Source organism: Moorella thermoacetica, from assembly GCF_001267405.1.
Classification (GTDB): Bacteria; Bacillota; DSM-521; order Neomoorellales; family Neomoorellaceae; genus Neomoorella; species Neomoorella thermoacetica.
The window spans coordinates 44,471-68,092 of record NZ_CP012369.1 but is presented as its reverse complement, the minus strand read 5'-3'; the positions used below and the strand labels follow the sequence as shown (position 1 = coordinate 68,092).

General features: G+C 57.2%; 23 protein-coding genes. 5 read left to right on the top strand and 18 right to left on the bottom strand.

What is annotated here, in order from left to right:
* Window positions 1-239: 239 nt before the first annotated feature.
* On the bottom strand, window positions 240-566 hold the full coding sequence (locus MOTHE_RS00350) for a winged helix-turn-helix domain-containing protein (RefSeq protein WP_011391614.1): 327 nt from the start codon (window positions 564-566) through the stop codon (window positions 240-242).
* A gap of 205 nt (window positions 567-771) precedes the next feature.
* On the opposite strand from MOTHE_RS00350, the gene MOTHE_RS00345 reads away from it, so the two are divergent.
* Together MOTHE_RS00345 and nifJ are read left to right on the top strand one after the other, a co-directional pair.
* Window positions 772-2,052, top strand: a complete 1,281-nt coding sequence (locus MOTHE_RS00345) for a DUF4830 domain-containing protein (RefSeq protein WP_011391613.1) — start codon at window positions 772-774, stop codon at window positions 2,050-2,052.
* Between the two features lie 194 nt (window positions 2,053-2,246).
* Window positions 2,247-5,762, top strand: coding sequence for a pyruvate:ferredoxin (flavodoxin) oxidoreductase (gene nifJ, locus MOTHE_RS00340; protein ID WP_053094534.1), 3,516 nt, complete (start codon window positions 2,247-2,249; stop codon window positions 5,760-5,762).
* Window positions 5,763-5,890: 128 nt separating this feature from the next.
* Here nifJ and MOTHE_RS00335 read toward each other — a convergent pair whose 3' ends face one another.
* From MOTHE_RS00335 to yabG, 8 genes are all read right to left on the bottom strand, one after another.
* Window positions 5,891-6,808, bottom strand: a complete 918-nt coding sequence (locus tag MOTHE_RS00335; RefSeq protein WP_025773645.1) for a glycosyl hydrolase family 18 protein — start codon at window positions 6,806-6,808, stop codon at window positions 5,891-5,893.
* Window positions 6,809-6,962: 154 nt separating this feature from the next.
* Window positions 6,963-7,391 carry a ferritin-like domain-containing protein gene (locus MOTHE_RS00330; protein WP_011391610.1) on the bottom strand — a complete coding sequence of 143 codons (429 nt, stop codon included), beginning with the start codon at window positions 7,389-7,391 and terminating at the stop codon, window positions 6,963-6,965.
* Window positions 7,392-7,537: 146 nt separating this feature from the next.
* Window positions 7,538-7,816 carry a ferredoxin family protein gene (locus tag MOTHE_RS00325; RefSeq protein WP_011391609.1) on the bottom strand — a complete coding sequence of 93 codons (279 nt, stop codon included), beginning with the start codon at window positions 7,814-7,816 and terminating at the stop codon, window positions 7,538-7,540.
* Window positions 7,816-9,114 carry an FAD-dependent oxidoreductase gene (locus tag MOTHE_RS00320; RefSeq protein ID WP_053094532.1) on the bottom strand — a complete coding sequence of 433 codons (1,299 nt, stop codon included), beginning with the start codon at window positions 9,112-9,114 and terminating at the stop codon, window positions 7,816-7,818. Before MOTHE_RS00320 ends, MOTHE_RS00325 begins: the two co-directional genes overlap by 1 nt.
* Window positions 9,115-9,164: 50 nt before the next feature.
* Entirely contained in the window at window positions 9,165-10,190 is a 1,026-nt protein-coding gene (locus MOTHE_RS00315; protein WP_053094531.1) for an electron transfer flavoprotein subunit alpha/FixB family protein, read from the bottom strand.
* 16 nt (window positions 10,191-10,206) lie between these two features.
* The gene (locus tag MOTHE_RS00310) at window positions 10,207-11,016 is read right to left on the bottom strand and encodes an electron transfer flavoprotein subunit beta/FixA family protein (protein ID WP_162490008.1); all 810 of its coding nucleotides are present in this window, start codon (window positions 11,014-11,016) and stop codon (window positions 10,207-10,209) included.
* A gap of 112 nt (window positions 11,017-11,128) precedes the next feature.
* Entirely contained in the window at window positions 11,129-11,404 is a 276-nt protein-coding gene (locus MOTHE_RS00305; RefSeq protein ID WP_011391605.1) for a Veg family protein, read from the bottom strand.
* Between the two features lie 143 nt (window positions 11,405-11,547).
* Window positions 11,548-12,450 carry a sporulation peptidase YabG gene (gene yabG / locus MOTHE_RS00300; protein ID WP_053094530.1) on the bottom strand — a complete coding sequence of 301 codons (903 nt, stop codon included), beginning with the start codon at window positions 12,448-12,450 and terminating at the stop codon, window positions 11,548-11,550.
* A 142-nt stretch (window positions 12,451-12,592) separates the two neighbouring features.
* Here yabG and MOTHE_RS00295 point away from each other — a divergent pair, with 142 nt between their 5' ends.
* Window positions 12,593-13,432: a glycosyltransferase family protein gene (locus MOTHE_RS00295; protein WP_011391603.1), complete on the top strand. Its 840-nt coding sequence runs from the start codon at window positions 12,593-12,595 to the stop codon at window positions 13,430-13,432.
* A gap of 83 nt (window positions 13,433-13,515) precedes the next feature.
* Window positions 13,516-14,301: a LysM peptidoglycan-binding domain-containing protein gene (locus tag MOTHE_RS00290; RefSeq protein ID WP_011391602.1), complete on the top strand. Its 786-nt coding sequence runs from the start codon at window positions 13,516-13,518 to the stop codon at window positions 14,299-14,301.
* 240 nt (window positions 14,302-14,541) lie between these two features.
* On the opposite strand, the gene MOTHE_RS00285 is transcribed toward MOTHE_RS00290, so the two are convergent.
* The 6 genes from MOTHE_RS00285 to metG all read right to left on the bottom strand — a co-directional run bounded on the left by MOTHE_RS00285 (window position 14,542) and on the right by metG (window position 21,079).
* On the bottom strand, window positions 14,542-15,018 hold the full coding sequence (locus tag MOTHE_RS00285; protein WP_025773636.1) for a ribonuclease H-like YkuK family protein: 477 nt from the start codon (window positions 15,016-15,018) through the stop codon (window positions 14,542-14,544).
* A 20-nt stretch (window positions 15,019-15,038) separates the two neighbouring features.
* Entirely contained in the window at window positions 15,039-15,905 is an 867-nt protein-coding gene (gene rsmA / locus MOTHE_RS00280; protein WP_011391600.1) for a 16S rRNA (adenine(1518)-N(6)/adenine(1519)-N(6))-dimethyltransferase RsmA, read from the bottom strand.
* A gap of 111 nt (window positions 15,906-16,016) precedes the next feature.
* Window positions 16,017-17,018, bottom strand: a complete 1,002-nt coding sequence (locus tag MOTHE_RS00275; RefSeq protein ID WP_025773635.1) for a resuscitation-promoting factor — start codon at window positions 17,016-17,018, stop codon at window positions 16,017-16,019.
* Between the two features lie 120 nt (window positions 17,019-17,138).
* The gene (locus MOTHE_RS14055) at window positions 17,139-18,107 is read right to left on the bottom strand and encodes a resuscitation-promoting factor (protein WP_011391598.1); all 969 of its coding nucleotides are present in this window, start codon (window positions 18,105-18,107) and stop codon (window positions 17,139-17,141) included.
* A 245-nt stretch (window positions 18,108-18,352) separates the two neighbouring features.
* Complete coding sequence (locus MOTHE_RS00265; protein ID WP_011391597.1) at window positions 18,353-19,123, bottom strand: TatD family hydrolase; 771 nt, start codon at window positions 19,121-19,123, stop codon at window positions 18,353-18,355.
* Window positions 19,124-21,079, bottom strand: a complete 1,956-nt coding sequence (metG, locus tag MOTHE_RS00260; RefSeq protein WP_011391596.1) for a methionine--tRNA ligase — start codon at window positions 21,077-21,079, stop codon at window positions 19,124-19,126. It lies immediately after the preceding gene.
* A gap of 187 nt (window positions 21,080-21,266) precedes the next feature.
* On the opposite strand from metG, the gene MOTHE_RS14125 reads away from it, so the two are divergent.
* Window positions 21,267-21,524 carry an AbrB/MazE/SpoVT family DNA-binding domain-containing protein gene (locus MOTHE_RS14125; protein ID WP_011391595.1) on the top strand — a complete coding sequence of 86 codons (258 nt, stop codon included), beginning with the start codon at window positions 21,267-21,269 and terminating at the stop codon, window positions 21,522-21,524.
* A gap of 43 nt (window positions 21,525-21,567) precedes the next feature.
* On the opposite strand, the gene rsmI is transcribed toward MOTHE_RS14125, so the two are convergent.
* From rsmI to MOTHE_RS00240, 3 genes are read right to left on the bottom strand one after another with little or no spacing between them, the layout of a single operon-like run.
* Complete coding sequence (gene rsmI / locus MOTHE_RS00250; RefSeq protein WP_053094529.1) at window positions 21,568-22,491, bottom strand: 16S rRNA (cytidine(1402)-2'-O)-methyltransferase; 924 nt, start codon at window positions 22,489-22,491, stop codon at window positions 21,568-21,570.
* Entirely contained in the window at window positions 22,484-22,801 is a 318-nt protein-coding gene (locus MOTHE_RS00245) for an initiation control protein YabA (protein WP_011391593.1), read from the bottom strand. Before MOTHE_RS00245 ends, rsmI begins: the two co-directional genes overlap by 8 nt.
* Entirely contained in the window at window positions 22,791-23,600 is an 810-nt protein-coding gene (locus MOTHE_RS00240; protein ID WP_162490105.1) for a PSP1 domain-containing protein, read from the bottom strand. The genes MOTHE_RS00245 and MOTHE_RS00240 overlap by 11 nt, the downstream gene beginning before the upstream one ends.
* Window positions 23,601-23,622: the final 22 nt, after the last annotated feature.

Here is a 23,622-nt window from a genome sequence, read left to right as displayed (position 1 = left end):
AGCCCACATGGTACCCGGTAAGGACAGATTATCTCCCCGATATTGCCCGGATGGTTATATTATTTGGTGCTACCCGCCTTGTTTTTTTCACCGCCCCGTGGCCATTGCTGGTAAATGCCAGCCGGCAATATTCGTCTCTCGATAGTCATGGGGTGTTAAGGCCTCTGGCAGTCCTCCCCCCTTTACACCTACCAGCTTACACGCCTTATGTTTTAGCCAGCATAACGGCGGTATAAAAATTACCCGAAATAGCGTTGGAAGGCTGTCTCAATAGCCCCGGCAGCCTCATTTTTAAATTGCCTGTAACGCTGCACCAACGACCTCCCTTCGGGAGTTAACTCCGCCCCGCCACCGGTTTCCCCTCCTATCCGGGTAAAGAGAAGACGCTGCCCCAGCCTTTCCTCCGCCTTTTTCACCTGACCCCAGGCCTGGCGGTAAGACATCTTCAGGCTCCGGGCCGCCTGGTTTATCGACCCCAAGCGATCGATTTCCTGCAGGAGTTCAAAGAGGCCCTCACCGAAGACATGTTCCCCCTCTTCCAGCCAGAGCTTATAGCGTACCTGCATCGTCTTCACCCCTGTATTCCCCTTTATTGTAAGCTGATGGTGGCAGAAAGGTCAAGAACTTCTTGGCCTCCAAGCACCCGGGGGAAAGGTTATTTTCCTCAATGGCCGGGAACTTTATAAAAAAACCGGCGTCTATTGATATTGAGGCGGGACAGGGATATTATTATAGATTAGACTAAGCCATTTGAAACAGGGAGAGAAGCCAATGTTCCGGCGTTTGCTTGCCTGCTTTTTAATTCTACTTTCTTTAAGCCTCGCCGGGTGCCGGGCGGAAAAACAGCCGGTTACTGCGACAGCCAGTTTTAAGGAGTTCAAAAGCAACATTGTAGGGCTTGAATTTTATGTAAACCAACCCTCAGGCGACCCCAAGCAGGTCATCAACCTTAACGACAAGCAACTTGCCCGGCGGTTCCTAGATTTTTTGGGCCAGTTACCAGTTACCAACCCGCCGCCGGACTCCTGGACGGGGGCTCGCGACTTCCTGGCCTTTAAATTTACCCATAATGGGGAGATTCTGGCCAGCAAGCAGTACCCCTATTACCACCAGGACAACGGCCCCGGTTACCTTGAGCTGGAAGACGGCTGGCACCAGGTGCCGGCTGCTTTCAATTCCCGGCTGGCCACCCTGGCCCAGTACCCTGAGGCCACCAGCAATGTGGACCCGGCCGATGTGGCCTTTCTCAAGCAATACGGCTGGACCATCTTTTATAAAATCAAGACTTACAGCGGCCGCCTGCCGGATAAGCTCCTCCACGAATCAGGAGAATACCCCGTAGCCCTTTACTATGCCTACAACAACGAACTTAGCAAGGACGTCGGCCTGGACCTGACCCCCTACCTGGGAAAGAATGTCCAGATTAACCTTTACAAACTGGAAGAGCCCCTGCCGGCTTTTATGAAACCGCGCCAGGACGCCGGCCGGGCCGTAATAGTCAGGGACGGCGATAAAATTGTCGGTGCCTGGCTGGACGCCGGTGGTCCCGATGCTTTTGCCTGTTCCTTAAAGGGCCGGCGGTTGGAAGAAATCACCGGAAAATCCTGGGGTGAATGGGTCGATCAGTATATCGATCACCGCAACGAGCAGGAGAAACTCATCAGCCAGATGAACCCGGAAAAGGTTATTGAGACTTACTATGAAGCCATCGACCATAAAGACCCGCGGACGGCCCATGCCTGTGAAACCCGCCGCCGCCTGGTCACTTACCTGTTCCGCAACATGGACAATAACCGCCTCTATAATTACTCCTACGCCACCAATGATGCCGATGAGATCAATAATATCACCCGGGCCAGGGTCATCCGCATCCAGCCTTACCAGGGTCCCGGGCCGGAGCAACCAGATGTAAAGAAGTATATGGTCGAGGTTGATATAAATGTTCGGCGGGTTATTACTTACGACAGCGGTCGCCAGGTACGCTTTTTCACCCTGCGCCGGGAAACACCCACTACCGGCTGGCGAATCGACGATATCAGTACCGGGCCATAATTATATACCCGCACAAGGTAAGCAGATACACTTTCGCCCCCGGGGAGGTAACCCCCGGGGGTAGTTTTTAATGTAGATCTCATATCATTTTGTCTTTTTTATACATTATACTTAAGTATTGACCATTAGTATAGGTAGTGTTAGAGTAATATGGGGTAGAGGGGTAGGTTTAATTTTTTCAAGGAGGGTGAACCATGCCCAAGCAAACACTTGATGGCAACACAGCAGCCGCCCATGTGGCCTATGCCATGTCTGAGGTGGCTACTATTTATCCCATCACGCCATCCTCACCCATGGCCGAAATTGCTGATGAATGGGCCGCCCATGGTCGCAAGAACATCTTTGGTAAAACCCTGCAGGTAGCTGAAATGCAGTCAGAGGCCGGTGCCGCCGGAGCCGTCCACGGTTCCCTGGCCGCAGGCGCCCTGACAACTACCTTTACAGCTTCCCAGGGTTTATTGTTGATGATCCCTAATATGTATAAGATTGCGGGAGAGTTACTGCCCTGTGTTTTCCATGTAGCTGCCCGTGCCCTTTCAACCCATGCCCTCTCTATCTTTGGCGACCACGCCGATGTCATGGCCGCCCGGCAGACAGGTTTTGCCATGCTTTCCTCCGCTTCCGTACAGGAGGTAATGGATCTGGCCCTGGTAGCCCACCTGGCCACCCTGAAGGCCCGGGTTCCCTTTGTTCACTTCTTTGACGGTTTCCGGACCTCCCATGAAGTCCAGAAGATCGACGTCATTGAGTATGAAGATATGGCCAAACTGGTGGATTGGGACGCCATCCGTGCTTTCCGGCAGCGGGCCTTAAATCCTGAGCATCCCCACCAGCGGGGTACGGCCCAGAACCCGGATATCTACTTCCAGAGCCGCGAGGCGGCCAACCCCTATTACCTGGCCACGCCGGGAATTGTAGCCCAGGTAATGGAGCAGGTCGCCGGGCTGACGGGACGTCATTACCACCTCTTTGATTACGCCGGTGCCCCTGATGCCGAACGGGTCATTGTTTCCATGGGTTCATCCTGCGAAGTTATCGAGGAAACCGTCAACTACCTGGTTGAAAAGGGCGAAAAGGTAGGCCTTATTAAAGTGCGCCTCTTCCGGCCCTTCTCTGCCGAGCATTTCCTCAAGGTTCTGCCGGCTTCCGTCAAGAGGATCGCCGTCCTGGACCGTACCAAGGAACCCGGTTCCCTGGGTGAACCCCTCTATGAAGACGTCCAGACCGTCCTGGCCGAGCACGGCAAGAATATCCTGGTCGTCGGCGGACGTTACGGCTTGGGTTCCAAAGAGTTCAACCCGTCCATGGTCAAGGCTGTCTTTGACAACCTGGCGGCAACCACGCCCAAGAATAAGTTCACGGTGGGCATCACCGATGACGTTACCCATACTTCCCTGGAAATCAAAGAACACATCGATACGTCACCTAAAGGAACCTTCCGCTGCAAGTTCTTTGGCCTGGGTTCCGACGGTACCGTGGGTGCCAACAAAAACTCCATTAAAATTATCGGCGATCATACCGATATGTATGCCCAGGGTTACTTTGTTTATGACTCCAAGAAATCGGGTGGCGTCACCATTTCCCACCTGCGCTTCGGTAAACAACCCATCCAGTCGGCTTATTTAATCGACCAGGCTGACCTGATCGCCTGCCACAACCCCTCCTATGTCGGCCGTTACAACCTGCTGGAGGGGATTAAACCCGGCGGTATTTTCCTCTTGAACTCCACCTGGAGTGCCGAGGAAATGGACAGCCGCCTGCCGGCTGATATGAAGCGGACCATCGCTACCAAGAAACTGAAGTTCTACAATATCGACGCGGTGAAGATCGCCCAGGAAATCGGCCTTGGTAGCCGCATTAACGTTATTATGCAAACCGCCTTCTTTAAGATTGCCAATGTCATTCCGGTGGACGAGGCCATTAAGTATATCAAGGACTCCATCGTTAAGACCTACGGCAAGAAGGGCGATAAAATCCTGAATATGAACTTCGCCGCCGTAGACCGCGCCCTGGAGGCCCTGGAGGAAATCAAATACCCGGCCAGCTGGGCTGACGCCGTTGATGAAGCGGCAGCCACCGTTACCGAGGAACCGGAATTCATCCAGAAGGTCCTGCGGCCCATCAACGCCTTGAAGGGCGATGAGCTGCCGGTTAGCACCTTTACTCCGGATGGAGTCTTCCCTGTAGGGACGACCAAATATGAAAAACGGGGCATCGCCGTTAACATCCCCCAGTGGCAGCCGGAGAACTGCATCCAGTGCAACCAGTGCTCCCTGGTCTGCCCCCATGCTGCTATCCGGCCCTACCTGGCCAAACCAGCAGACCTGGCCGGAGCGCCGGAGACCTTTGTTACTAAAGATGCCATCGGCAAAGAGGCTGCCGGCCTCAAGTTCCGCATCCAGGTTTCACCCCTGGACTGCACCGGTTGCGGCAACTGTGCCGATGTCTGCCCGGCCAAGGTCAAGGCCTTGACTATGGTACCCCTGGAGGAAGTGACGGCCGTCGAAGAGGCCAACTACAACTTCGCCGAACAGTTACCGGAAGTCAAGGTCAACTTCAACCCGGCCACCATCAAGGGCAGCCAGTTCCGCCAGCCTTTACTGGAGTTCTCCGGTGCCTGCGCCGGTTGCGGCGAGACGCCTTATGTCAAACTCGTCACCCAGCTTTTTGGCGACCGGATGATCATTGCCAATGCTACCGGTTGTTCCTCCATCTGGGGTGGCAGCGCGCCGGCCTGCCCCTATACTGTGAACCGCCAGGGACATGGTCCTGCCTGGGCCAGCTCCCTCTTTGAGGATAACGCCGAGTTCGGTTACGGTATGGCCCTGGCCGTGGCCAAGCGCCAGGACGAACTGGCCACAGCTATCAGCAAAGCTCTGGAGGCTCCCGTCAGTGCAGCCTTTAAGGCCGCCTGCGAAGGCTGGTTGGCCGGCAAGGACGACGCCGACCGTTCCCGCGAATACGGCGATAGAATTAAGGCCCTCCTGCCCGGCGAGATCAGCCAGGCCAGCGGTGAAGTGAAAGACCTGCTCCTGGACATCGACCGGCAAAAGGACTACCTGACCAAGAAATCTATCTGGATCATCGGTGGCGACGGCTGGGCTTACGACATCGGTTACGGCGGTCTGGACCACGTTCTGGCCAGCGGTGCCAACGTTAACGTCCTGGTCCTGGACACTGAGGTCTACTCCAACACCGGCGGTCAGTCCTCCAAGGCCACCCAGACGGGCGCCGTGGCCCGCTTCGCCGCCGGTGGTAAATTCACCAAGAAGAAGGACCTGGGCCTCATGGCCATGTCTTATGGCTATGTCTACGTGGCTTCCGTAGCCATGGGCGCCAGCCACAGCCAGTTGATGAAGGCCCTGATCGAGGCCGAGAAATACGACGGGCCTTCCCTGATAATAGCCTATGCGCCCTGCATCAACCACGGCATCAACATGACTTACAGCCAGCGGGAAGCCAAAAAGGCGGTGGAAGCCGGCTACTGGCCCCTCTATCGCTACAACCCGCAGCTGGCGCAAGAGGGCAAAAACCCCTTCATCTTGGATTACAAGACCCCAACAGCTAGCTTCCGGGACTTCCTGATGGGCGAGATTCGTTACACCTCCCTGAAGAAGCAGTTCCCGGAGAAGGCCGAACAGCTCTTTGCCAAGGCCGAAGCCGACGCCAAGGCCCGGCTGGAGCAGTACAAGAAGCTGGCCGAAGGATAATCGCCTGGTACGCCGCAAGGCCAGGAGTGCAAACTCCTGGCCTTTGTTTATTTTACCTGGCAAAAAGGTGATGGCTGGTTGGATTGCATTCCAGCCTCTTTTAGGGATTGGTAATGACCATATTTAACCTACCCCCGGAGTTCCCAGATGCGCTGGTCTTCCAGGCCCAGGCGCCAGACAGCAATACCAGGCAGGTTGTACTCCCTGACCAGCCCCAGGCGAACGCTAAAGCTGCGCACGTCTTCAAACCACACCACATGGGGCGTATTATCCTCAACATAAGTAAAGGTCGACTCCTGGGCATTGGGGTCATAGTAGATGCTGGCCCCGACACGACGGGCCAGGTCAAGGACCTGGCTGTGGGATAGGGTCACCGGCACCCTGGCCCCTTCGGCCCAGTCATAACCGTAGACAGCCATGCCCAGGCGAATCTTTTCCCGGGGAATTACCGTCACGGCATAATCCAGGACCTGGCGGATAAAACTGGTAGAGGCTATGGGACCCGGGGTGGCGAAATGTTCATCGTAAGCCAGGATATAAACCTGGTCGCTGGCGGCGGCCAGATTCGGATAGCTGAAAGCCCCCGAGAAGGGGTGGCGGGGATTGTCCCGGAGTTCCGCCGGTACGGAAATAGTTGTTAAAAAGCCGGCCCCTTTCAGGGTCTGCCCCAGCTGGTTCAAAAAACTGGTCAGGTAGGGACGATCCTCCGGCGGGACGAACTCAAAATCAATATTCACCCCGGCAAAGTCCCAGCGATACATCAGGTTCAGGATATTCTGGACCAGGGCCTGGCGCAACCCTTCTGTCGTCAGCAGGCGATGGATGAGGGGACCGTACTGGGGGCTGGAGTAATTGTGGACAATGGCCAGCACCGGCAGATTGTAGCGGCGGATGGCTGCCAGTCCCCCGGTGTCGGCCTGGTCCACCAGGCCACCGTTCTCAGTTACGCCAAACCAGAAGGGCAGGACATATCGTAGCAGGCCACCGTAGCTGCGTAAGGAGGCCAGCCCCGACGGGTCGGGGACATAGTACCAATTGTTTTCCAGTTGTCGTTCCTGCAGGGCCAACGTTAACTCCCCCTAGAAAAGGCATTATTAACCATAATATGGTTTTTGTTAACTGGGGGTTCGTTACCAGCCGTACGCAGCCGGGCATAAAAAAATGGAACCCGACATGGTCCCTAAAATAAATTCCTTATATTTACCTGACTTTCTGGATGCCCAGGGATTTCTCCAGGTCGATAATGTGCCCCTGTTCTACCAGGGCGATCTCGCGGATGACCTGGGCGACATCGTAGAGTTTGAGGGCTTCCAGCTGCTCAATGCGCTGGAGATAACGGTGCAGGGCGTCATATTCCGCCTGAAGATCCTGACGCAGCATTTCCACGTTACTGAGGGAGGTCTTGATTTCCTGGACATTAACCGTCGGGAAGCCCCCCAGATACTGGATCTTATCGGTTAATCTGACTGCATGCTCATGCTCATCCTGGGCATGCTGGAGTTCTTCATCGATAATGGCAAAATACTCGGGCCCGGTCAACAGGCTAGCATGCTGGATATACTGGATCATGGCGGCGTACTCCCAGGAGAGGTCCAGGTTCAGTAAATTAATTATCTGGTCAATGGTCATCAAGCACACCTCCGGGTTGGTCGTCGTTAATATATAATATTTTACCGACCTGGAAAGTGTGCCCAAAGGGATAGGAAGACTGCAGGGTTTTTATGTTTAAGCAGGGCGTAAAGCCATGCCCGGCCGGTGCCACGTGGATGATTAAGTTAACCATACTTATACAAGATACCGAAACCGCCGCGGGGATAGCGCCAGTCGATGTTATCATGGGCACACCCGTAGCGGCAGGTGCCGCATTCGACGCAACCTTCATAGGCGGTCTCGATGCGTTCTTCCCTTTCGTTCCAGACGTAAACCCGGGCCGGGCAGATAAAGGTACAGGGTTTGCCCTCGCAGTGGCGGCAGACCTCCCGGTCCTTGATGCGCAGGTGAGGGTGTTTGTCGGTCTGATAACGATTAAGAAAGAGTTTATCCTCCAGGCGCATCAGCCCATCACCCTCCAGAGGTTATAGAGATCGCGGGCAATCTGGAAACGGCTGCGGGAGGTGATAATCTCCCGCAAAATCCGCTTCTGCTTCTCACGCTTGGGGACGTTGTCAACGGTTAAAAACTCCCTGGCGGCCCGGGAGAGGAGGCCGGGGTACAGGGTGAAGAATTGGGGGTTCTGGTCGAAGAAAAATGGGGCCCGCTGGTATTTCTTCAGGTCCTTCAGGACAAAGCTCTCCTCCAGGGCCTGGCGATAAGGGGCCAGGTTGGCTTCACTGTAGTCACCCTTCTCCCTGGCGGCCAGGATAGTCCTGGCTGCCAGCAGGCCGGAGGTCAGGGCCAGATTGGAACCTTCCCGGTGAATCCCGTTGACCAGCATGGCGGCATCCCCGACTACCAGGACGCCGTTGCCGTAGAGTTTAGGAACAGCCTGGTAACCGCCCTCGGGGATAAGATGTCCCTGGTACTCCTTGCTCTCGCCCCCGGCCAGGAGAGGACGTACCATGGGGTGGGATTTCAGGTGCTCCAGGAGGTCGTTGGGGTTCAGGCGGCGGCGCACCAGGCTCGCCAGGAGGACCCCCACACCTACGGAGAGGGAGTCCTTATTGGTATAGATAAAGGCGGTGCCCAGCATCCCCTTGGTGGCTTCCCCCAGGAGTTCAATGGTGCAGCCCTGGCCCTCTTCCAGGTTAAAACGATCCTCGATTTTTTCCCGGGGCAGGGCAATAATCTCCTTCACGGCCACGGCCAGCTGGTTGGTGTTAATGCCGTCGGGTTTCAGCCCGGCCTTCTGGGTCAACAGGGAGTTGGCCCCCTCGGCCAGGATAACCACTTCCGCCCGCACATCGCCCCCTTCCCGGCCTGTCCGTACCCCGATGACGCGCTCGTTTTCCCACAGGAGGTCTTCGACGACGGTTTCGTTGATCAAAAGCGCCCCGGCGGCTACGGCCTGGTCGGCCAGCCAGCGGTCAAAACGGGCCCGCAGGACGGTAAAGGCATTGAAGGGTTCGCCGGCAAAAACCATATCTTTATAGCCCAGGGTCAGGGCCGCCTCCTCGGTGAGCAACCACAGGCGCTGTTCCACCACCGGTCGTTCCAGGGGAGCCTGGTGGTAAAACCCGGGGACCACAGTTTCTGTCGGGTGGCGGTAGAGGACGCCACCCATAACGTTTTTGCTGCCCGGGTGTTCTCCACGCTCAAAGACAATTACTTCCACCCCGGCCCGGGCCAGGGTCAGGGCCGCCGCCAGGCCGGCCGGACCGGCCCCGACAACTACTACCTCAAAGCGCTCAGCCATCCTCGCACCCCTTCCGGAAGAGAGATTCTTGCAACCGGCGGCGCCGGTTTTCAGGCGGATCTCGCTGCCAGCTGCCGGCGGAACTCCTCCGTCAGCGCCGGTACTACCTCCTGGAAATCGCCAATTATACCGTAGGTAGCCACCTTGAAGATGGGCGCCTCCGGGTCCTTGTTGATGGCCACAATCACTTCCGAGTTCTGCATGCCGATCAGGTGCTGGATGGCCCCGGAAATACCGATGGCGAAATATACCTTTGGCCGGACGGTAATACCCGTCTGGCCTACCTGGTACTCCGGTGGCAGCCAGCCGGCTTCTACTGCCGCCCGGGAAGCCCCCAGGGTGCCCCCCAGGACACCGGCCAGTTCTTCCAGGAGGCGCAGGTTTTCCCTGGACCCCAGTCCCCGGCCGCCGGCAACGATAATCTCCGCCCGGTCGAGGTAGATAGCCTTTCCCTTCTCTTCGATAACCTTAAGGACCGTGGCCAGGGCCTCTTCCTCTTTTAAAGCTATTCCTACCCGTACCAACTCCCCCTGGCGGCCTTCCTGCCGGGGCGGCAGAGGCATGACCCGGGGCCGGACGGTAGCCATCTGGGGCCGATGCCGTTGACAGAGAATGGTAGCCATGACGTTGCCGCCAAAGGCCGGCCGGGTCTGTTCCAGCAGGCGGGTTGCGGGGTCTATATTCAAGCCGGTGCAGTCGGCCATGAGGCCGGTTCCCAGGGCTGTGGCCACGGCCCCGGAGAGATCCCGGCCCAGGCTGGTGGCCCCCAGGAGCAGTATCTCTGGCCGGTAGCGTTGAACCAGCTCCACCAGGGCCCGGGCGTAGGGAGCTGTACGATATGGGCCCAGGACAGGGTCTTCCACCAGGTAGACCCTGTCGGCCCCGTAGGCCCAGGCTTCACTAACCAGACCCGCTACTCCCTGACCCAGGAGCACGCCGGCCAGTTCGACTCCCAGGGCATCGGCCAGTTGTCGGCCGGCTCCAAGCAGCTCCCACGAAACCGGGGCCGGTTCGCCGGCCACCTGTTCGATAAAGACCCAGACGCCGCGATATTCGGCATTGGAGACTGTAGTCAAGCCCGCGTCAGCTCCTCTACTTATCCGCTATAATCTTGGTCTGGACCAGTTTGGCTACCAGGATGGCTGCCGCCTGGCGGGGGTCGCCGGGGATGAGCTCCCCGCCCGGCCGGGCCGGCGGGGCGAAGATGCGCCGGACGGAAGTGGGCGAACCCTTGAGGCCGATGGAGGCCGGGTCGAGGTCCAGGTCATCTTTACTCCAGGTGGTAATTGTGGCCCGGGCGGCCCGGATTAGGGCCGGGAGAGAGGCATAACGCAGCTCATTGAGATCCTTGACCACCGTCAGCAAGGCGGGTAGGCGGCCGCGGATAACCTCCCGTTTACCCTCCAGCTTGCGCTGGACCTGGATCTGCCCCTTTTCCAGGTCCACCCCGTCAATGGCCATAACGTAAGTCAGCTGAGTAAAACCCAATCGAGTGGCAATGCCCGGTCCCACCTGGGCCGTGTCGCCGTCAATGGCCTGTTTACCGCAGAAGACCAGGTCAACCGGAGTCTCCCGGCCGATGGCCCTGATAGCTGCAGCCAGGATATAGCTGGTGGCCAGGGTGTCGGAACCAGCGAAGGCCCGGTCACTGAGGAGGATGGCCCGGTCAGCCCCCATGCCCAGGGCCCGGCGCAGGACTTCTTCCGCCTGGGGTGGGCCCATAGACAGGGCCGTCACCTGGCCGCCGTACTTCTCCTTTAGCTGGACCGCGGCCTCAACGGCGTGGGCATCATAGGGATTGATGATTGCCGGTACCCCGGCCCGGACCAGGGTATTGGTCCGGGGATTGATGCGCACCTCAGCCGTATCCGGTACCTGCTTTACACATACTACCATCTGCAACAAAAACCCCACCCCTCTTGTTAGTATGGGGCGGGGCGGACTTTAGTATGCAGTTTTCCCGGCAAGCCATGGCCCGGGTAATAAAAAAGGTCACCAGATAACTGGTAACCCCCTAAGGCTTGGCCCCGAGCTTTTTGTCACCATAATCTCCTTCTACCATTAGTTCCACGGTATTTGTAAGAACATCGGTATAGCTAAAGGAAATCCGGCGCTCCGGGCTTTTCTGTTCTTCCAGGCGAATAACAAAGATATTAGGGTAAGTCTTTTCGAGTACTCCGGTCCGTTCCAGGATTTTTTTACGCCCCCGGTTAGCCCGTAGCTTAACCTTCTGCCCGACGCGGGCTTCGAGGTCTTCCCTGATGGTAGCCAGTACTTCCTTTCCATTCAAATAAGACCACCCTCTTTCCGCGTATACCTTATTATACCGCAGAAAAAGGACAATGTCAACTTTAATAAATTTTTTTACTAAAACAGCAGGTTAATTGTCAAGGGTAATAATGGCATAATAACGGCATTGCCCTGGAGAAAGTTTCAATATGGCGAGCTGGGATAGCCGAGACGCAATTTCCCTTTAATCTCTACTCCGCCGACACCTTCATTGCCGGTAATGGTGTCTTTAATTATCTCAGCCGGGGCCAGGGTCTTCTCGATGGAGGTATAGGCCACCCTCTCAACTACAAAAACAGGGTCGTAGGCATGAATTAACACCCGCAAGGGCGAGCTGGCAAAGGTGGCTCCAGCTTTTAGCAGGGCTTCATAATGGGATTGGCAGGCGCCGGCAAAGATGACCAGGTCATCATGGCCGGGCCGCAGGGCCCTGGCTGCCTTGACAGCGGCTAAAAAGTGTTTGGAATGGCGGTAACTATCCAGGTCGCTAAAATTGCTCCTTTCCCTTAACAGACCATCGTGGCCAGTCAGGACCAGGATATCGGGGGTATACTCCTGTAATAGATCCTTGACTTTATTTGCCTGTTGTTCTTCCGGGACATAGACTCCGTGGGCCGGGAGTTTTAATTGTTCATAAGCGTGCAGGCATTTATCCAGATACTCCTCGTCACCATCCAGGTGCAGCACCCGGCCCGGGACCTCAAAAAAATTCTCCGGCGTCGCCTGCCTATCGGCTGATTTTTCCCTGGCGGTTGCTTCTTCACTGCGGGTGAACAGGGCTTCCTTTTCTACAGCCCGGCGCTGTAAAATACGCCGGATACACAGGTTATGCCGCTGGATATCGTCGTGACGATAACGCAACACCTCTTCTGCCGGCTGCAGTTCCAGGTCGTCCAGCGGGGCATCGGCCACCAGCCGTACGTCCAGACCCCTTAAAATTGCCGTAGTCGTTCCTTTATCGGTGATGGTCAAAGCCTTGACTTTAAAAAAAATATCTTTACCATATGACTTCCGCGCCACAATATCTCCAGGCTTGATCTGATCCAACCTTTATCCCTCCCCGGTGGACCTCTAATCATTCTATTTTATGTTCCGTTCTCCCCGGGTGGTGACCGACAACTTTCGCTTATCTCCCACAGAAAGAATATCTTATAGTAAAGAGAGCTTTGCTCGTCGGGATGGTGAGAGCTTGTTCGCTGCCGTTATACCTGCCTGCAACGAAGCCGGTCGTCTGGTCAGGGTAATTAAAAATCTGTGGGCTCTGCCCCTGGATTTATTTATCCCGGTCCTCAACGGCTGCCGGGATGCCACCCTGGCTGAGGTCCTCAACTTCACAGGCTCCAGGGCCAAAATTATCTATTTCCCCGAAGCCCTGGGTCCAGATGTACCCCGGGCCATAGGGACCCTATATGCCCTGGACCAGGGCGCCCGGGGCCTTCTCTATGTCGACGGCGACATGGTGGGTAACTTCAACCGGGAAGCGGCACTCCTCCTGGAAGCCCTGGAAAGGAACGTCGACCTGGCCCTTTGCAATTGCTACCCCGAGGTGAAACCCCGGCATCCCCTGGCAGGGGCGGTCCTTTACTACCGGGGTTTACTGAATCAAGAGCTGGGTCTCTGGTCCGATATCGGTTACGCTACCCCTTCCCACGGCCCCCACGCCATTTCGCGCCGCCTGCTCCTGCAAATACCCCTGGCTGACCTGGCCGTACCCCCCCTGACCCTGGTCCATGCCACCCGAACCGGTTGCAACGTATCCGTAGCCGTTACCCTGGATCATATCTATCTGGGGTCACGGCAACGCCTTGACCCTCATGCGGAAACTATGGCTGTGACCCTCATCGGCGACTGTATCCAGGCCATTAAAACCGCCAGGGGAGAGACTCCCGACCGTTCTACAGCAGGGTGTAATTACCTTGGCTACGATCACGCCCGGCGACGGGACATCCTGGTCCGGGTTCTTTCCGGGCAGCGGCCCCTCATGATTATGTCAAGTTTCCATAATGCTCCTTCCCTGGCAACTATTTAGCAATGACGAATTATGTTAAGTAAAGGTATAATAGCAGTAAGCTGGATGGCCTGTCCGGGAGAGAGAAAAAATTTAAGGAGTTGATGGCAATAAAAAGGAAAGACCATACCCGCTGGCGGCTGTTCCTGTTGGTTACCTTCCTCTTGACCGGCCTCCTCGCCTTTGCCGGTACAGCCGCTGCAGCCACTTACACCGTCCAACCTGGTGATACCCTGTACCTCATTGGCCAGCGTTATGGTATTAGCGCCTGGGATTTACAAAAAGCAAATAACCTGGACAGCACCTGGATCTACCCGGGTCAGACCCTCTGGGTTCCTGACGGAGGTGGAAATACTTACGTCGTCCAGCCAGGTGATACCCTCTTCTTCATCGGCCAGCGCTACGGCGTGACCGCGGACCAGATAATGGCAGCTAACGGCTTATCCAGCGATATCATTTATCCAGGACAGACCCTGCGCATCCCTAATGGGACCCGGACAGCGACTGCCTCCAGGGGGACAAGTTACGGTTATAGCTCCAGTGACCTGGATCTACTGGCCCATCTGGTCTACGGTGAAGCCCGGGGTGAACCCTATGCTGGCCAGGTCGCCGTGGCCGCAGTAGCCATTAACCGCACCCGTGACGGCCGCTTCCCCAGTACCATCGCCGGGGTTATCTACGATGTCGATGCCTTTACCTCGGTAAACGACGGTCAATTTTACCTTACTCCCGACGCTACGGCCTACCAGGCGGCCCGGGAGGCCCTGCGGGGTTATGACCCCAGTGGCGGCGCCCTCTATTTCTGGAATCCTGCCGAGGTACCGGCCGATTCCTGGGTTTGGACGCGTACCATCATCACTACCATTGGTAACCATGTTTTTGCCCGGTAAAAAAACCCGGACGGAGGCCAGGAAAAAGGGGTGGCAGCCTGAAAACAGGCTCGCCACCCCTTTGTGTTTACACTTGCCGGGGCTTATTCCGTAACCCTATCCTCCAGCCGCCCCGGTACCGCTTATCAATATTCGACCCAGCCTGCGGCCCCTTTCGCCGTCCGGCTGCAACCCCTAGTTGCAGGTAAAGGCCCGATGGCAAATAGCCGGAATGAACGGCCCCTGGCCGGTGGCCGGGATTTACCCGCTCTTGGTGTACTTATCGGCCACCTTGGAGGCGCCACAGGAGTAGGGTTTGATCTTGGCGGCGAACCCGCTCCCTACCACCATCCCGACTATCTCCCGGATCAAGTCCCGGGTCTCGCCATTGGGACCTATATCCAGGTGGATCTCCACGTTTAAATCAGCATGGCCATTGGCCGCCAGCCTCTGGGCGATGAAACTGGCCGTTTCCAGGCTGAGGGCTGTTTCATAAAAGATTTTCTGGCGCAGGGAGGTAATTTTACGCTGGTACTTTTTGCGGTAATAATAACGTGCTCCCCTGCCTACCTGATGGACAATAACGGCGGTGACGAAACAAGTACGCACCCGGGCCTGGGAATCCGAGCCGATGATAATCTTGTACTGGGCTTCGGGGTTGGCATCAACAAACTGCATCATGTCGGCAAACATCTCGTCTTCCGTCAGGCGACCCCTGGTAGGACTGGTAAAATACACTGGTTCCACCTTCTTTCCCTTTAGTGCTGTAGTGTCCTGCTGATGCTCGCAAATTCCTCCATTCCCAGGGTCTCCCCCCGGCGCCGCGGGTCGATACCGGCCCCCGCTAAGGCCTCCATTATTTTCGATTTCTCAAAGCCCAGACTCCCCAGGGCATTGAGAATGGTCTTGCGCCGCTGGTTAAAGGCAGCCCGGACTACCCGGAAAAAGAAGTCCTCGTCCTCTACCTGTACCACCGGCCGGGTGCGACAGGTCAGCTTCAGGACCAGGGAGTCCACCTCCGGCCGCGGATAAAATACCGTCCGCGGGACTTTGAGGACGACGGCCGGTTCTGTATAATACTGCACCACGACACTCAGAGCGCCGTAGTCCTTTCCTCCAGGCCGGGCCAACATGCGATAGCCCACCTCGGCCTGGACCATTAAAACTAGTTCTGCTATCCGGAACCTACTGGTTAGTAAATGCATCAGGATCGGCGTGGTTATATAATAAGGAAGGTTAGCCACAACCTTATAAGTGGGCAACCTTCCCTCTCCAGTCCCTAAAATTCCGGCCACCAGCCGGTCAAAATCGACTTTCAGGGCATCACCGGCAACCAGGCGAACGTTATCCCTGCCGGCCAGGGTTTCTTCCAGAGCAGCAAACAATTCCCGGTCGATTTCTATGGCTATCACCAGTCCGGCCCTGGCGGCCAGTTCCTGGGTAAGGGCTCCCAGGCCGGGGCCGATTTCCACCACAGTATCACCGGGGCCAACTTCGGCTGCCCGGGCAATCTTCCGGACGATATTGGCGTCTACAAGAAAATTCTGGCCGCGGGATTTGCGCGGGACCAGTCCCTTTTCCCGGACCAGAGCCAGGGTTCTCCCCGGCGTGGCTACAGAATCCAACCTGATCCCTCCGTAAACTATTATACTACACCCGGCCCCGGGGTACAAATACCTATAAAAGGAAAAACCACCCGTCAGGGTGGTTTTCAGGGAAGGCTCTGCTGGCTTCCCTCAACGCAGGACATAGACTTTCACCCGGCGGACACCCCAGCGGCGAGTATCCGCCTCGGTATCCAGGAAGACGTCAATTCGGTCGCCCTTGATGGCACTGCCGATATCCTGGGCGATACCATAGCCGTAACCCTCGACATAAAGGCGGGTACCCAGGGGAACTACCGCAGGATCTACGGCAATGGTTCCCACCCGGGGGTAGGCGCCGGTGGCCGTCGGCGCGCCGGAGTGGGTATAGGCCGTGGCCGTAGCCCAGAAGACCCGCTCGAAGCGAAAACTCTGCCCGCCCCGGGAGGCTGTATCCATGGCGCCAACGGCTACTATTTCCGGCACAGGTTCCTTCAGGGTTTTTGTGGAGACCAGCTCGCGTTTAACCTCCTGGCCGTCCTCCAGGATAACCCGGTAGGTCTCCTCCTGGAGACCCTTCACCCCTTCCTGCAGCAAGCGCGTAATACCCTTTTCCAGTTGCGGTTCCGGGCGCCGTTCCACCCGGTAGTTGATTTCTTTACTGACGGTTTCTGTCTTTACGGTTACCCGGATCACCTTGATGGTATCTCCCGCGGCAATGGTAGCATTGAGGTCAGGGATTACCCGGTCTGCCGGGTTCAGGGTGACCCCTGCCTTATTCAGGACGTTGGCCACTGTATCCGGCGGTGTTAAGATCTCCTTTTCCCGGCCGTCTGCATTGATTTTAACCGGTACAGCCCTTTTGATAGTTATCACTATATCCCTGGTAACCGGTGCATCCAGGGCCGGGGTGACGGCATCCTCTGCCCCCAGGGTGATATGCTGCTGGCTTAAAAACTCGCCAACTGTAGGGGCAAAAGTGCGCGTAGCAATTCTTTGTCCATCTACCTCCAGGGTTACCTTTTTCCAGGTATAACTCATTACTCCCCACCCGGTGCCGGTAAAAAGTAATAGTACCGCCACCAGGAGCCAGGGCCAGGGCCGGCGGCGCCCCCGGGAATGCTTCTGGCGCCAATTATTAATCCAGCCGTCCATGGGTCACCTCCAGATTAAACTCTTTAAGTACAAGAACCAAACTGACCTCCTGTATATGCCGGCCCTAAATACTTCGACACCGGGGTAAGATTTTCCTGCCTTTACGCCTGGAATTTTTTTCTAATCGCCGAGAATGCGAACGGTTACCTGTCGCCGGCCCCAGCGCATCGCCTCCCCGGCGCTATCCATAAAGAGATCGATGCGCTTGCCTTTAATGAGCCCACCGGTATCCTGGGCAACGGCATAGCCATAACCTTCTACATAGAGCCGGGTCCCCAGGGGGATAACCCGCGGGTCTACGGCAACAACGCCCCGATAGGGCCAGATCCCGGTGGCCGTCCGGTTGCCTGTATGGGTATAGGCCGTCGCAATTACCATCAAAGTGTCCCCGGCCCGGGCGGTAACCTCTGGATAAGCCCTGCTGCTGTAGGCAACTATTTTGGGGCTGGGCTGGATTTCAACCCACGTGTCTACCAGCCGGCGCTCGACTTCAACGCCATTCTCTTTTCGCACCTGGTATTTGTAATAGCGGACACCTGGTTGCCCCTCCTGTACCACCTTTTCCTGGCCCGGAGGCAGGTAACGGTCTGGCCGGCGCACCACCGGCGGGTCTACTGGTTGCTGCTGTACTTCGATACTATCCTCGACGCGAATTACCCGGATGTACTGGTGGGGGTCTTCGCTTCCCAGGTTGGTCTCCACCCTGTCCCCGGGCCCCAGGGTTATACCCTCCCTGTTCAGGAGCTCACTGGCCACAGAGGCCGGTTCCCGGGGCCAGATATTTTGGCCGGCAACCTCGGCCGCCACAGGCGTACCCCTGGCCATAAACAGCTTCAAGCCGGGCCAGAACCAGCCTCCTGGAAGGGGTAAAATCCAGTCGCCAATCCTTAAGTTTTCCTGGCTTCGGGACTGGAAATCGCCTACCAGCCATTGGTTAACGGTCACCTGCCTGGCCTGACCATCGGCGTAGATATCAACCTTTTTACTGGTCCAGCCCACCAGGAAGAGGGATTGTAACCCCGCCACCAGGCAGGCCAGGAGCACCAGTTTACGACCCCGGCCTGCAGAAGGCTGTCGCAGCAGAAACATGACTTCACTCCTTCCATTATATGCCGCCCATAGTCTTGCCAGAATATTTGTTTTTTATACTGCAAATAAAAACCCGCCCCTTGCAAAAAGCGAAGGGGCGGGGTCACCTTTCACCTGCTAGCTGTTAGCGCCCGCATCAAGCCGTTCAAGGCAACCAAATGCCATTCTAACCGGTCACCATCAAAGGCTCCCGGTCAAACAAAAGCGGCGCCCCAGCCGCCAGAACCTGACATTAACCGGGGGATCTAGATCCCAAACAGCTTCCGGGCGTTGGCGGTGGTGGCGGCCGTTATTTCCTCCACCGTCTGACCCCGGGCTGACGCCAGGGCCGCTGCTACCAGGCCCACGTAGGCCGGCTCGTTGCGTTGGCCGCGGTGGGGTTCCGGCGTCAGGTAGGGACAATCGGTCTCTATCAGCAGCCTTTCCAGGGGTATCCGGGCGGCCACGGCCCGGGGTTTGACGGCGTTCTTAAAGGTCACCGGCCCGGCGAAGGAGATATAAAAGCCCAGGTCCAGGCACTGTCGGGCCATCTCCCAGCTACCGGAAAAACAATGGAGCACACCCCCGGCCGGGTAGGGTGCAGCCTGCTGCAGGATCCGCAGGGTATCCTCATGGGCATCGCGGTCGTGGATAATCACCGGTAGCCTCAAGCTTCGCGCCAGGTCCAGGTGCCAGCGGAAGACCTCCTGCTGCCGCCGGCGGGGCGAGAGATTACGGTAGTAATCGAGCCCTGTTTCACCAATAGCCACCACCCGGCTGTCCCTGGCCAGGCCCCGGATGATGGCTGCCGCTTCTTCATCAAAGTTTAAAGCGTCGTGGGGATGCACGGCCACGGCAGCGTAGATATAGCCCCGGCTGTGGGCCTGTTCCACTGCCAGGCGGGAGGAAGGGACATCGTAGCCGGCATTAACCAGCCCTACCACCCCGGCCTGCTCCAGGCGGGCCATAACCTGGTCCAGGTCGCCGGCGAAGGCCGGGTCATTGAGGTGGGCATGGGAGTCGATAAGTTCCACCATTTAGCGCACCTGGGCGCCGTCTTTGATGGCCCGCTCCGGGGTTACCAGGCTTAAGGATTCGTCGTCAACGGCCGCCAGGACCATGCCCTGGGAGACGATACCCCGCAGTCTGGCCGGTTTCAAGTTGGCTACGATGACCACCTTTTTCCCAACGAGTTCCTCCGGCTGGTAGTAGCGGGCAATCCCGGCCACAATGGTGCGTTCCTCGTTGCCGACCCGGACCCGCAATTTCAGGAGTTTGTCGGCATTGGCCACCTTTTCGGCCTCCAGCACCAGGGCTACCCGCAGTTTAATCCGGGCGAATTCTTCTATAGTGATTTCCTCTTCACCGGGTCGGGCAACAGCCCCCCCGGCGGGAGCAGCCTCGGCCACCTTAACCGGTTCCGTTGCTTTTTCTGCCACTGGTATCTCTCCTTCTTTTAAATCAATCCGGGGGAACAGGGCTTCGCCCCTTCTCACCCTGGTACCGGCGGGAATGCCCCCCCAGGTAGCCAGGCTCTCCCAGGTAAGGGCCGCCGGAACGTCTTTAAGGCCCAGCTGGTCCCAGACCCGGTCGGGTACGCCGGGCATAAAGGGGCCGACCATAATCGTCGCCTGGCGCACGGCCTCGGCCAGGTTATAGAGAACCGTCTGCAGGCGCTGTTTTTGCCCGGGGTCCCTGGCCAGGGCCCATGGTGCGGTTTCTTCAATGTATTTATTGGCCCGGTTAACCAGACGCCAGATTGCCGCCAGGGCCCTGGCAAACTCATAATGATTCAGGGCGTTGTCCACCTCGTCCGGGATGCCGGCGGCCAGGTTTTTGAGCTCTTCGTCCAAGGGTTCCGGGGCTGACGGCGGGTCAATAACGCCCCCGTTGAATTTCTCGATCATGGCCGTCGTCCGGCTTAAGAGGTTGCCAAAGTCGTTGGCCAGATCGGTATTGTAGCGATTAATTAAGGCCTCCTCGCTGTAATAGCCGTCGGCACCATAGGGCATCTCCCTGAGGAGGAAGTAGCGGATGGCGTCGGAGCCGTAGCGATCAATGAGGATCATGGGGTCAACGACATTCCCCCTGGATTTAGACATCTTACCGCCGTCAACCAGTAGCCAACCGTGGCCGAAGACCTGACGGGGCGGCTCAATACCGGCAGCCATTAGGATAATGGGCCAGATAATAGTATGAAAGCGGACAATGTCCTTGCCCACCAGGTGCACGGCTGCCGGCCAGTATTTGCGGAAGAGATGGTCGTCGGCGGTGCCATAACCCAGGGCCGAGATATAGTTGGTCAGGGCGTCGAACCACACGTAGATAACATGTTTGGGGTCCATAGGCACCGGAATGCCCCAGTCAAAGGTCGTCCGGGAGATGCACAGGTCCTCCAGGCCGCCCTCGATAAAACTAATCATTTCGTTACGCCGGGTGACAGGCTGGATAAAATCGGGATGATCTTTGATATATTGCAGCAAACGGTCGGCGTATTTACTCATACGGAAGAAATAACTTTCTTCCTTGACCAGTTCCACCGGCCGGCCGCAATCCGGGCAATTGCCATCCACCAGCTGCCGTTCTGTCCAGAAGGTCTCGCAGGGGGTACAGTACCAGCCCTCGTAAGTGGATTTGTAGATATCGCCCTGGTCATATATCTTTTGCAACAGGGCCTGGACGACCCGTGCATGGCGCGGTTCGGTGGTACGGATAAAATCATTATAAGAGATATTTAGGCGCCGCCAGAGTTCCTGGAAAGTGGCGACAATCCGATCCACATACTGGATGGGTTCCAGGTTGGCCTCCCGGGCCTTGCGCTGGATCTTCTGGCCGTGTTCGTCCGACCCGGTAAGAAAGTAGACGTCGTAACCCCGCAGGCGCTTGTAACGCGCCAGGGTATCGGCCATGGTGGTGGTCAGGGCATGGCCGATATGCAACTTATCGCTGGGGTAATAGATAGGGGTAGTTACATAGAAAACCTTATCCCCCACTTGGGTCGTCCCCTTTCGGCAAATTCAGGAGTATTATATTAAAAACAGGAGTAAGGTGTCAAGTTTTGCCTGTAATAGCGCGAGAATGCTATTTTTTTGTCCAAAATATGGTTGACTTTTACTGGAAGGATTGGTACCATATAGACAGGTTGTCGAAACATGTTGAAACAGGGAGGGGGAGAAAGCCATGATTAAATCCACTGGTATTGTCCGGAAAGTGGACGAGCTTGGCCGGGTGGTCATTCCCATTGAATTACGCCGCACCCTGGGTATCGATGAACGCGATGCCCTGGAGATTTACGTCGATCATGAGAAGATCATCCTCAAGAAATATGAGCCGGCCTGCGTCTTCTGCGGCAACGCCGAGGATATCGTTAACTTCCACGGAAAGAACGTCTGCCGCGAATGCTTGGAGGCCATGAGCCAGCAGGCCAAAGCCGTCTAAGGAAATTCAGGGGACAAAAGGGGCACCAGGGGGTGTCCCTTTTTTAATCCCCTGAAGGGCTAACAGCTTTGTCTCCCGGTAGGCTCCCACCCCTTGCGGTTGCAGGTTCCCCCAGCCCGCCGGACCCTCCCTGCCCACCTTCCCGGGCTTGCAGGCAGGCCCTGTAGATCTCCCGCCGGGACTGGCCGTAGATGCGAGCTACCCGGGCCATGGCTTCCTTACGGTCCAGCCCGCTGGCCTCCAGGTCAGCCACCTCGGCAGCCGCCCGGGCGGGATCATAGGCCGGCCGGGGGGCTGGTGGCGCCCCGGCTACCACCAGGGTAAGTTCGCCCCGGGGTGGGTTATCCCGGAAATACTCCCTGGCCTCCGGCAGTGTTCCCCGCCATATGGTCTCAAACTTTTTTGTTAACTCCCGACCGATGGCCACCTGCCTGGGTCCCAGGGTTGCCGCCAGGTCATCCAGGGTGGCAGTTAGCCGGTGGGGCGCCTCATAAAAAATCAGGGTCCGTTCTTCCCCCACCAGGGCGGCCAGGCGTTCCCGGCGCTCCTTCCCGGCCCGGGGCAAAAAGCCTTCAAAGGCAAAACGACCAGCGGGCAAACCGGAGGCCACCAGGGCAGTCAGGGCGGCATTCGCCCCGGGTACCGGTACCACCGGCAGTCCGGCGGCTACCGTGGCCCGGACCAGTTCCTCCCCGGGATCGCTGATTCCCGGCAGGCCGGCGTCGGAAACCAGGGCGATATCCTTACCCTCCCGCAGCAGCCCCAACAGGTAAGGGGTCTTGCTGGCCAGGTTGTGACGGTGATAGCTGGTCAGGGGGGTGTGAATATCATAATGGGTCAGGAGTTCCCGGGTATGCCGGGTATCTTCGGCGGCGATAAGGTCTACTTCCTTCAGGACCCGCAAAGCCCTGAAGGTAATATCCTCCAGGTTGCCGATGGGAGTTCCCACCAGGTAGAGACTAGCCATCGGGCAGTAACCCCTTCTTTTCCAGGAAACTCTGGCAAAAAAGGCAGCCCTCATTACCCCGTACCCGGGCAAAATGGGGCGGGCAGACGTGGTAACCTTCATTATAAAGGCGCACCAGCTGCTGGCGCCCACTCTCCCCCTCGCCGGCAGCCAGGATCATGGCCCGCAAGCGCTGGTTTTCTTCTTCCAGGGCAGCGACCCTGGCCCGCAGGCGCCGGGTTTCCTTAAGGACCTCATTCAGCTGCCCTTCCAACCCGGCCAGGGCGACTGTCAGCATGCCCCCGGTATCCTCCGGTAGATTAGTGCTCATGACATTCTCCCTCAATGGCTTCCAGAGGAAACTCCATACTCCCCTGCTCGGGTATTTCTACGGTTACCCTTTCCTTAAGGATATTAATCCCCGTCACCCGTCCACAGCCTGCCGGCGTCCGGACCATGGCCCCGCAGCGGGGCAAGCGGTGCCTGGCATCTTCATAGGCGTCATTTTCATAGCGCAGGCAGCACATGAGCCGGCCGCAGAGCCCGGAGATCTTGGTCGGATTCAGGGATAAGTTCTGTTCCTTGGCCATGCGGATGGATACCGGGTCAAAGTCGCCCATAAAGGTGGCGCAGCAGATGGGACGGCCGCAGCAGCCCAGACCGCCCAGCATCTTGGCCTCATCCCGGACGCCTATCTGGCGCAATTCGATGCGGGTGCGAAAAATAGCTGCCAGGTCCTTAACCAGCTCCCGGAAATCGACCCGGCCCTCGGCGGTGAAGTAAAAGATAATCTTGCTGACGTCAAAGGTAAATTCGACATCTATCAGTTTCATGGGCAGGCCGTGTTCTTGGATTTTCTGCTGGCAGATAGCGAAGGCATCTTTTTCCTTCTGGCGGTTTACGGCCACCTGTTCCAGATCGGCCTGGGTAGCCGGGCGTAGAACCGGCCGCAGTGGTTGGACCACCTCGGTTTCTTCCACCTGGCGGGGGGCAATGACTACTTCACCTAATTCCAGGCCCCTGGCCGTTTCTACAATCACGGCGTCGCCCTTGTTGAGTTTCAGACCGCCCGGGTCAAAGTAGTATATCTTCCCGGCTTTTTTGAACCTGATGCCGACTACCGTAATGATGATTTATGCACCTCCCCCGGAT

Coding starts and splice junctions, on each gene's coding strand:
- MOTHE_RS00330 (WP_011391610.1), bottom strand. CDS start 7,391: ATGACCATTGACCAGATAATTAATTTACTGAACCTGGACCTCTCCTGG.
- MOTHE_RS14125 (WP_011391595.1), top strand. CDS start 21,267: ATGATTAAATCCACTGGTATTGTCCGGAAAGTGGACGAGCTTGGCCGG.
- MOTHE_RS00265 (WP_011391597.1), bottom strand. CDS start 19,123: ATGGTGGAACTTATCGACTCCCATGCCCACCTCAATGACCCGGCCTTC.
- MOTHE_RS00345 (WP_011391613.1), top strand. CDS start 772: ATGTTCCGGCGTTTGCTTGCCTGCTTTTTAATTCTACTTTCTTTAAGC.
- MOTHE_RS00275 (WP_025773635.1), bottom strand. CDS start 17,018: ATGGACGGCTGGATTAATAATTGGCGCCAGAAGCATTCCCGGGGGCGC.
- MOTHE_RS00320 (WP_053094532.1), bottom strand. CDS start 9,114: ATGGCTGAGCGCTTTGAGGTAGTAGTTGTCGGGGCCGGTCCGGCCGGC.
- MOTHE_RS14055 (WP_011391598.1), bottom strand. CDS start 18,107: ATGTTTCTGCTGCGACAGCCTTCTGCAGGCCGGGGTCGTAAACTGGTG.
- rsmI (WP_053094529.1), bottom strand. CDS start 22,491: ATGGCTAGTCTCTACCTGGTGGGAACTCCCATCGGCAACCTGGAGGAT.
- MOTHE_RS00290 (WP_011391602.1), top strand. CDS start 13,516: ATGGCAATAAAAAGGAAAGACCATACCCGCTGGCGGCTGTTCCTGTTG.
- MOTHE_RS00350 (WP_011391614.1), bottom strand. CDS start 566: ATGCAGGTACGCTATAAGCTCTGGCTGGAAGAGGGGGAACATGTCTTC.
- MOTHE_RS00325 (WP_011391609.1), bottom strand. CDS start 7,816: ATGCGCCTGGAGGATAAACTCTTTCTTAATCGTTATCAGACCGACAAA.
- nifJ (WP_053094534.1), top strand. CDS start 2,247: ATGCCCAAGCAAACACTTGATGGCAACACAGCAGCCGCCCATGTGGCC.
- MOTHE_RS00245 (WP_011391593.1), bottom strand. CDS start 22,801: ATGAGCACTAATCTACCGGAGGATACCGGGGGCATGCTGACAGTCGCC.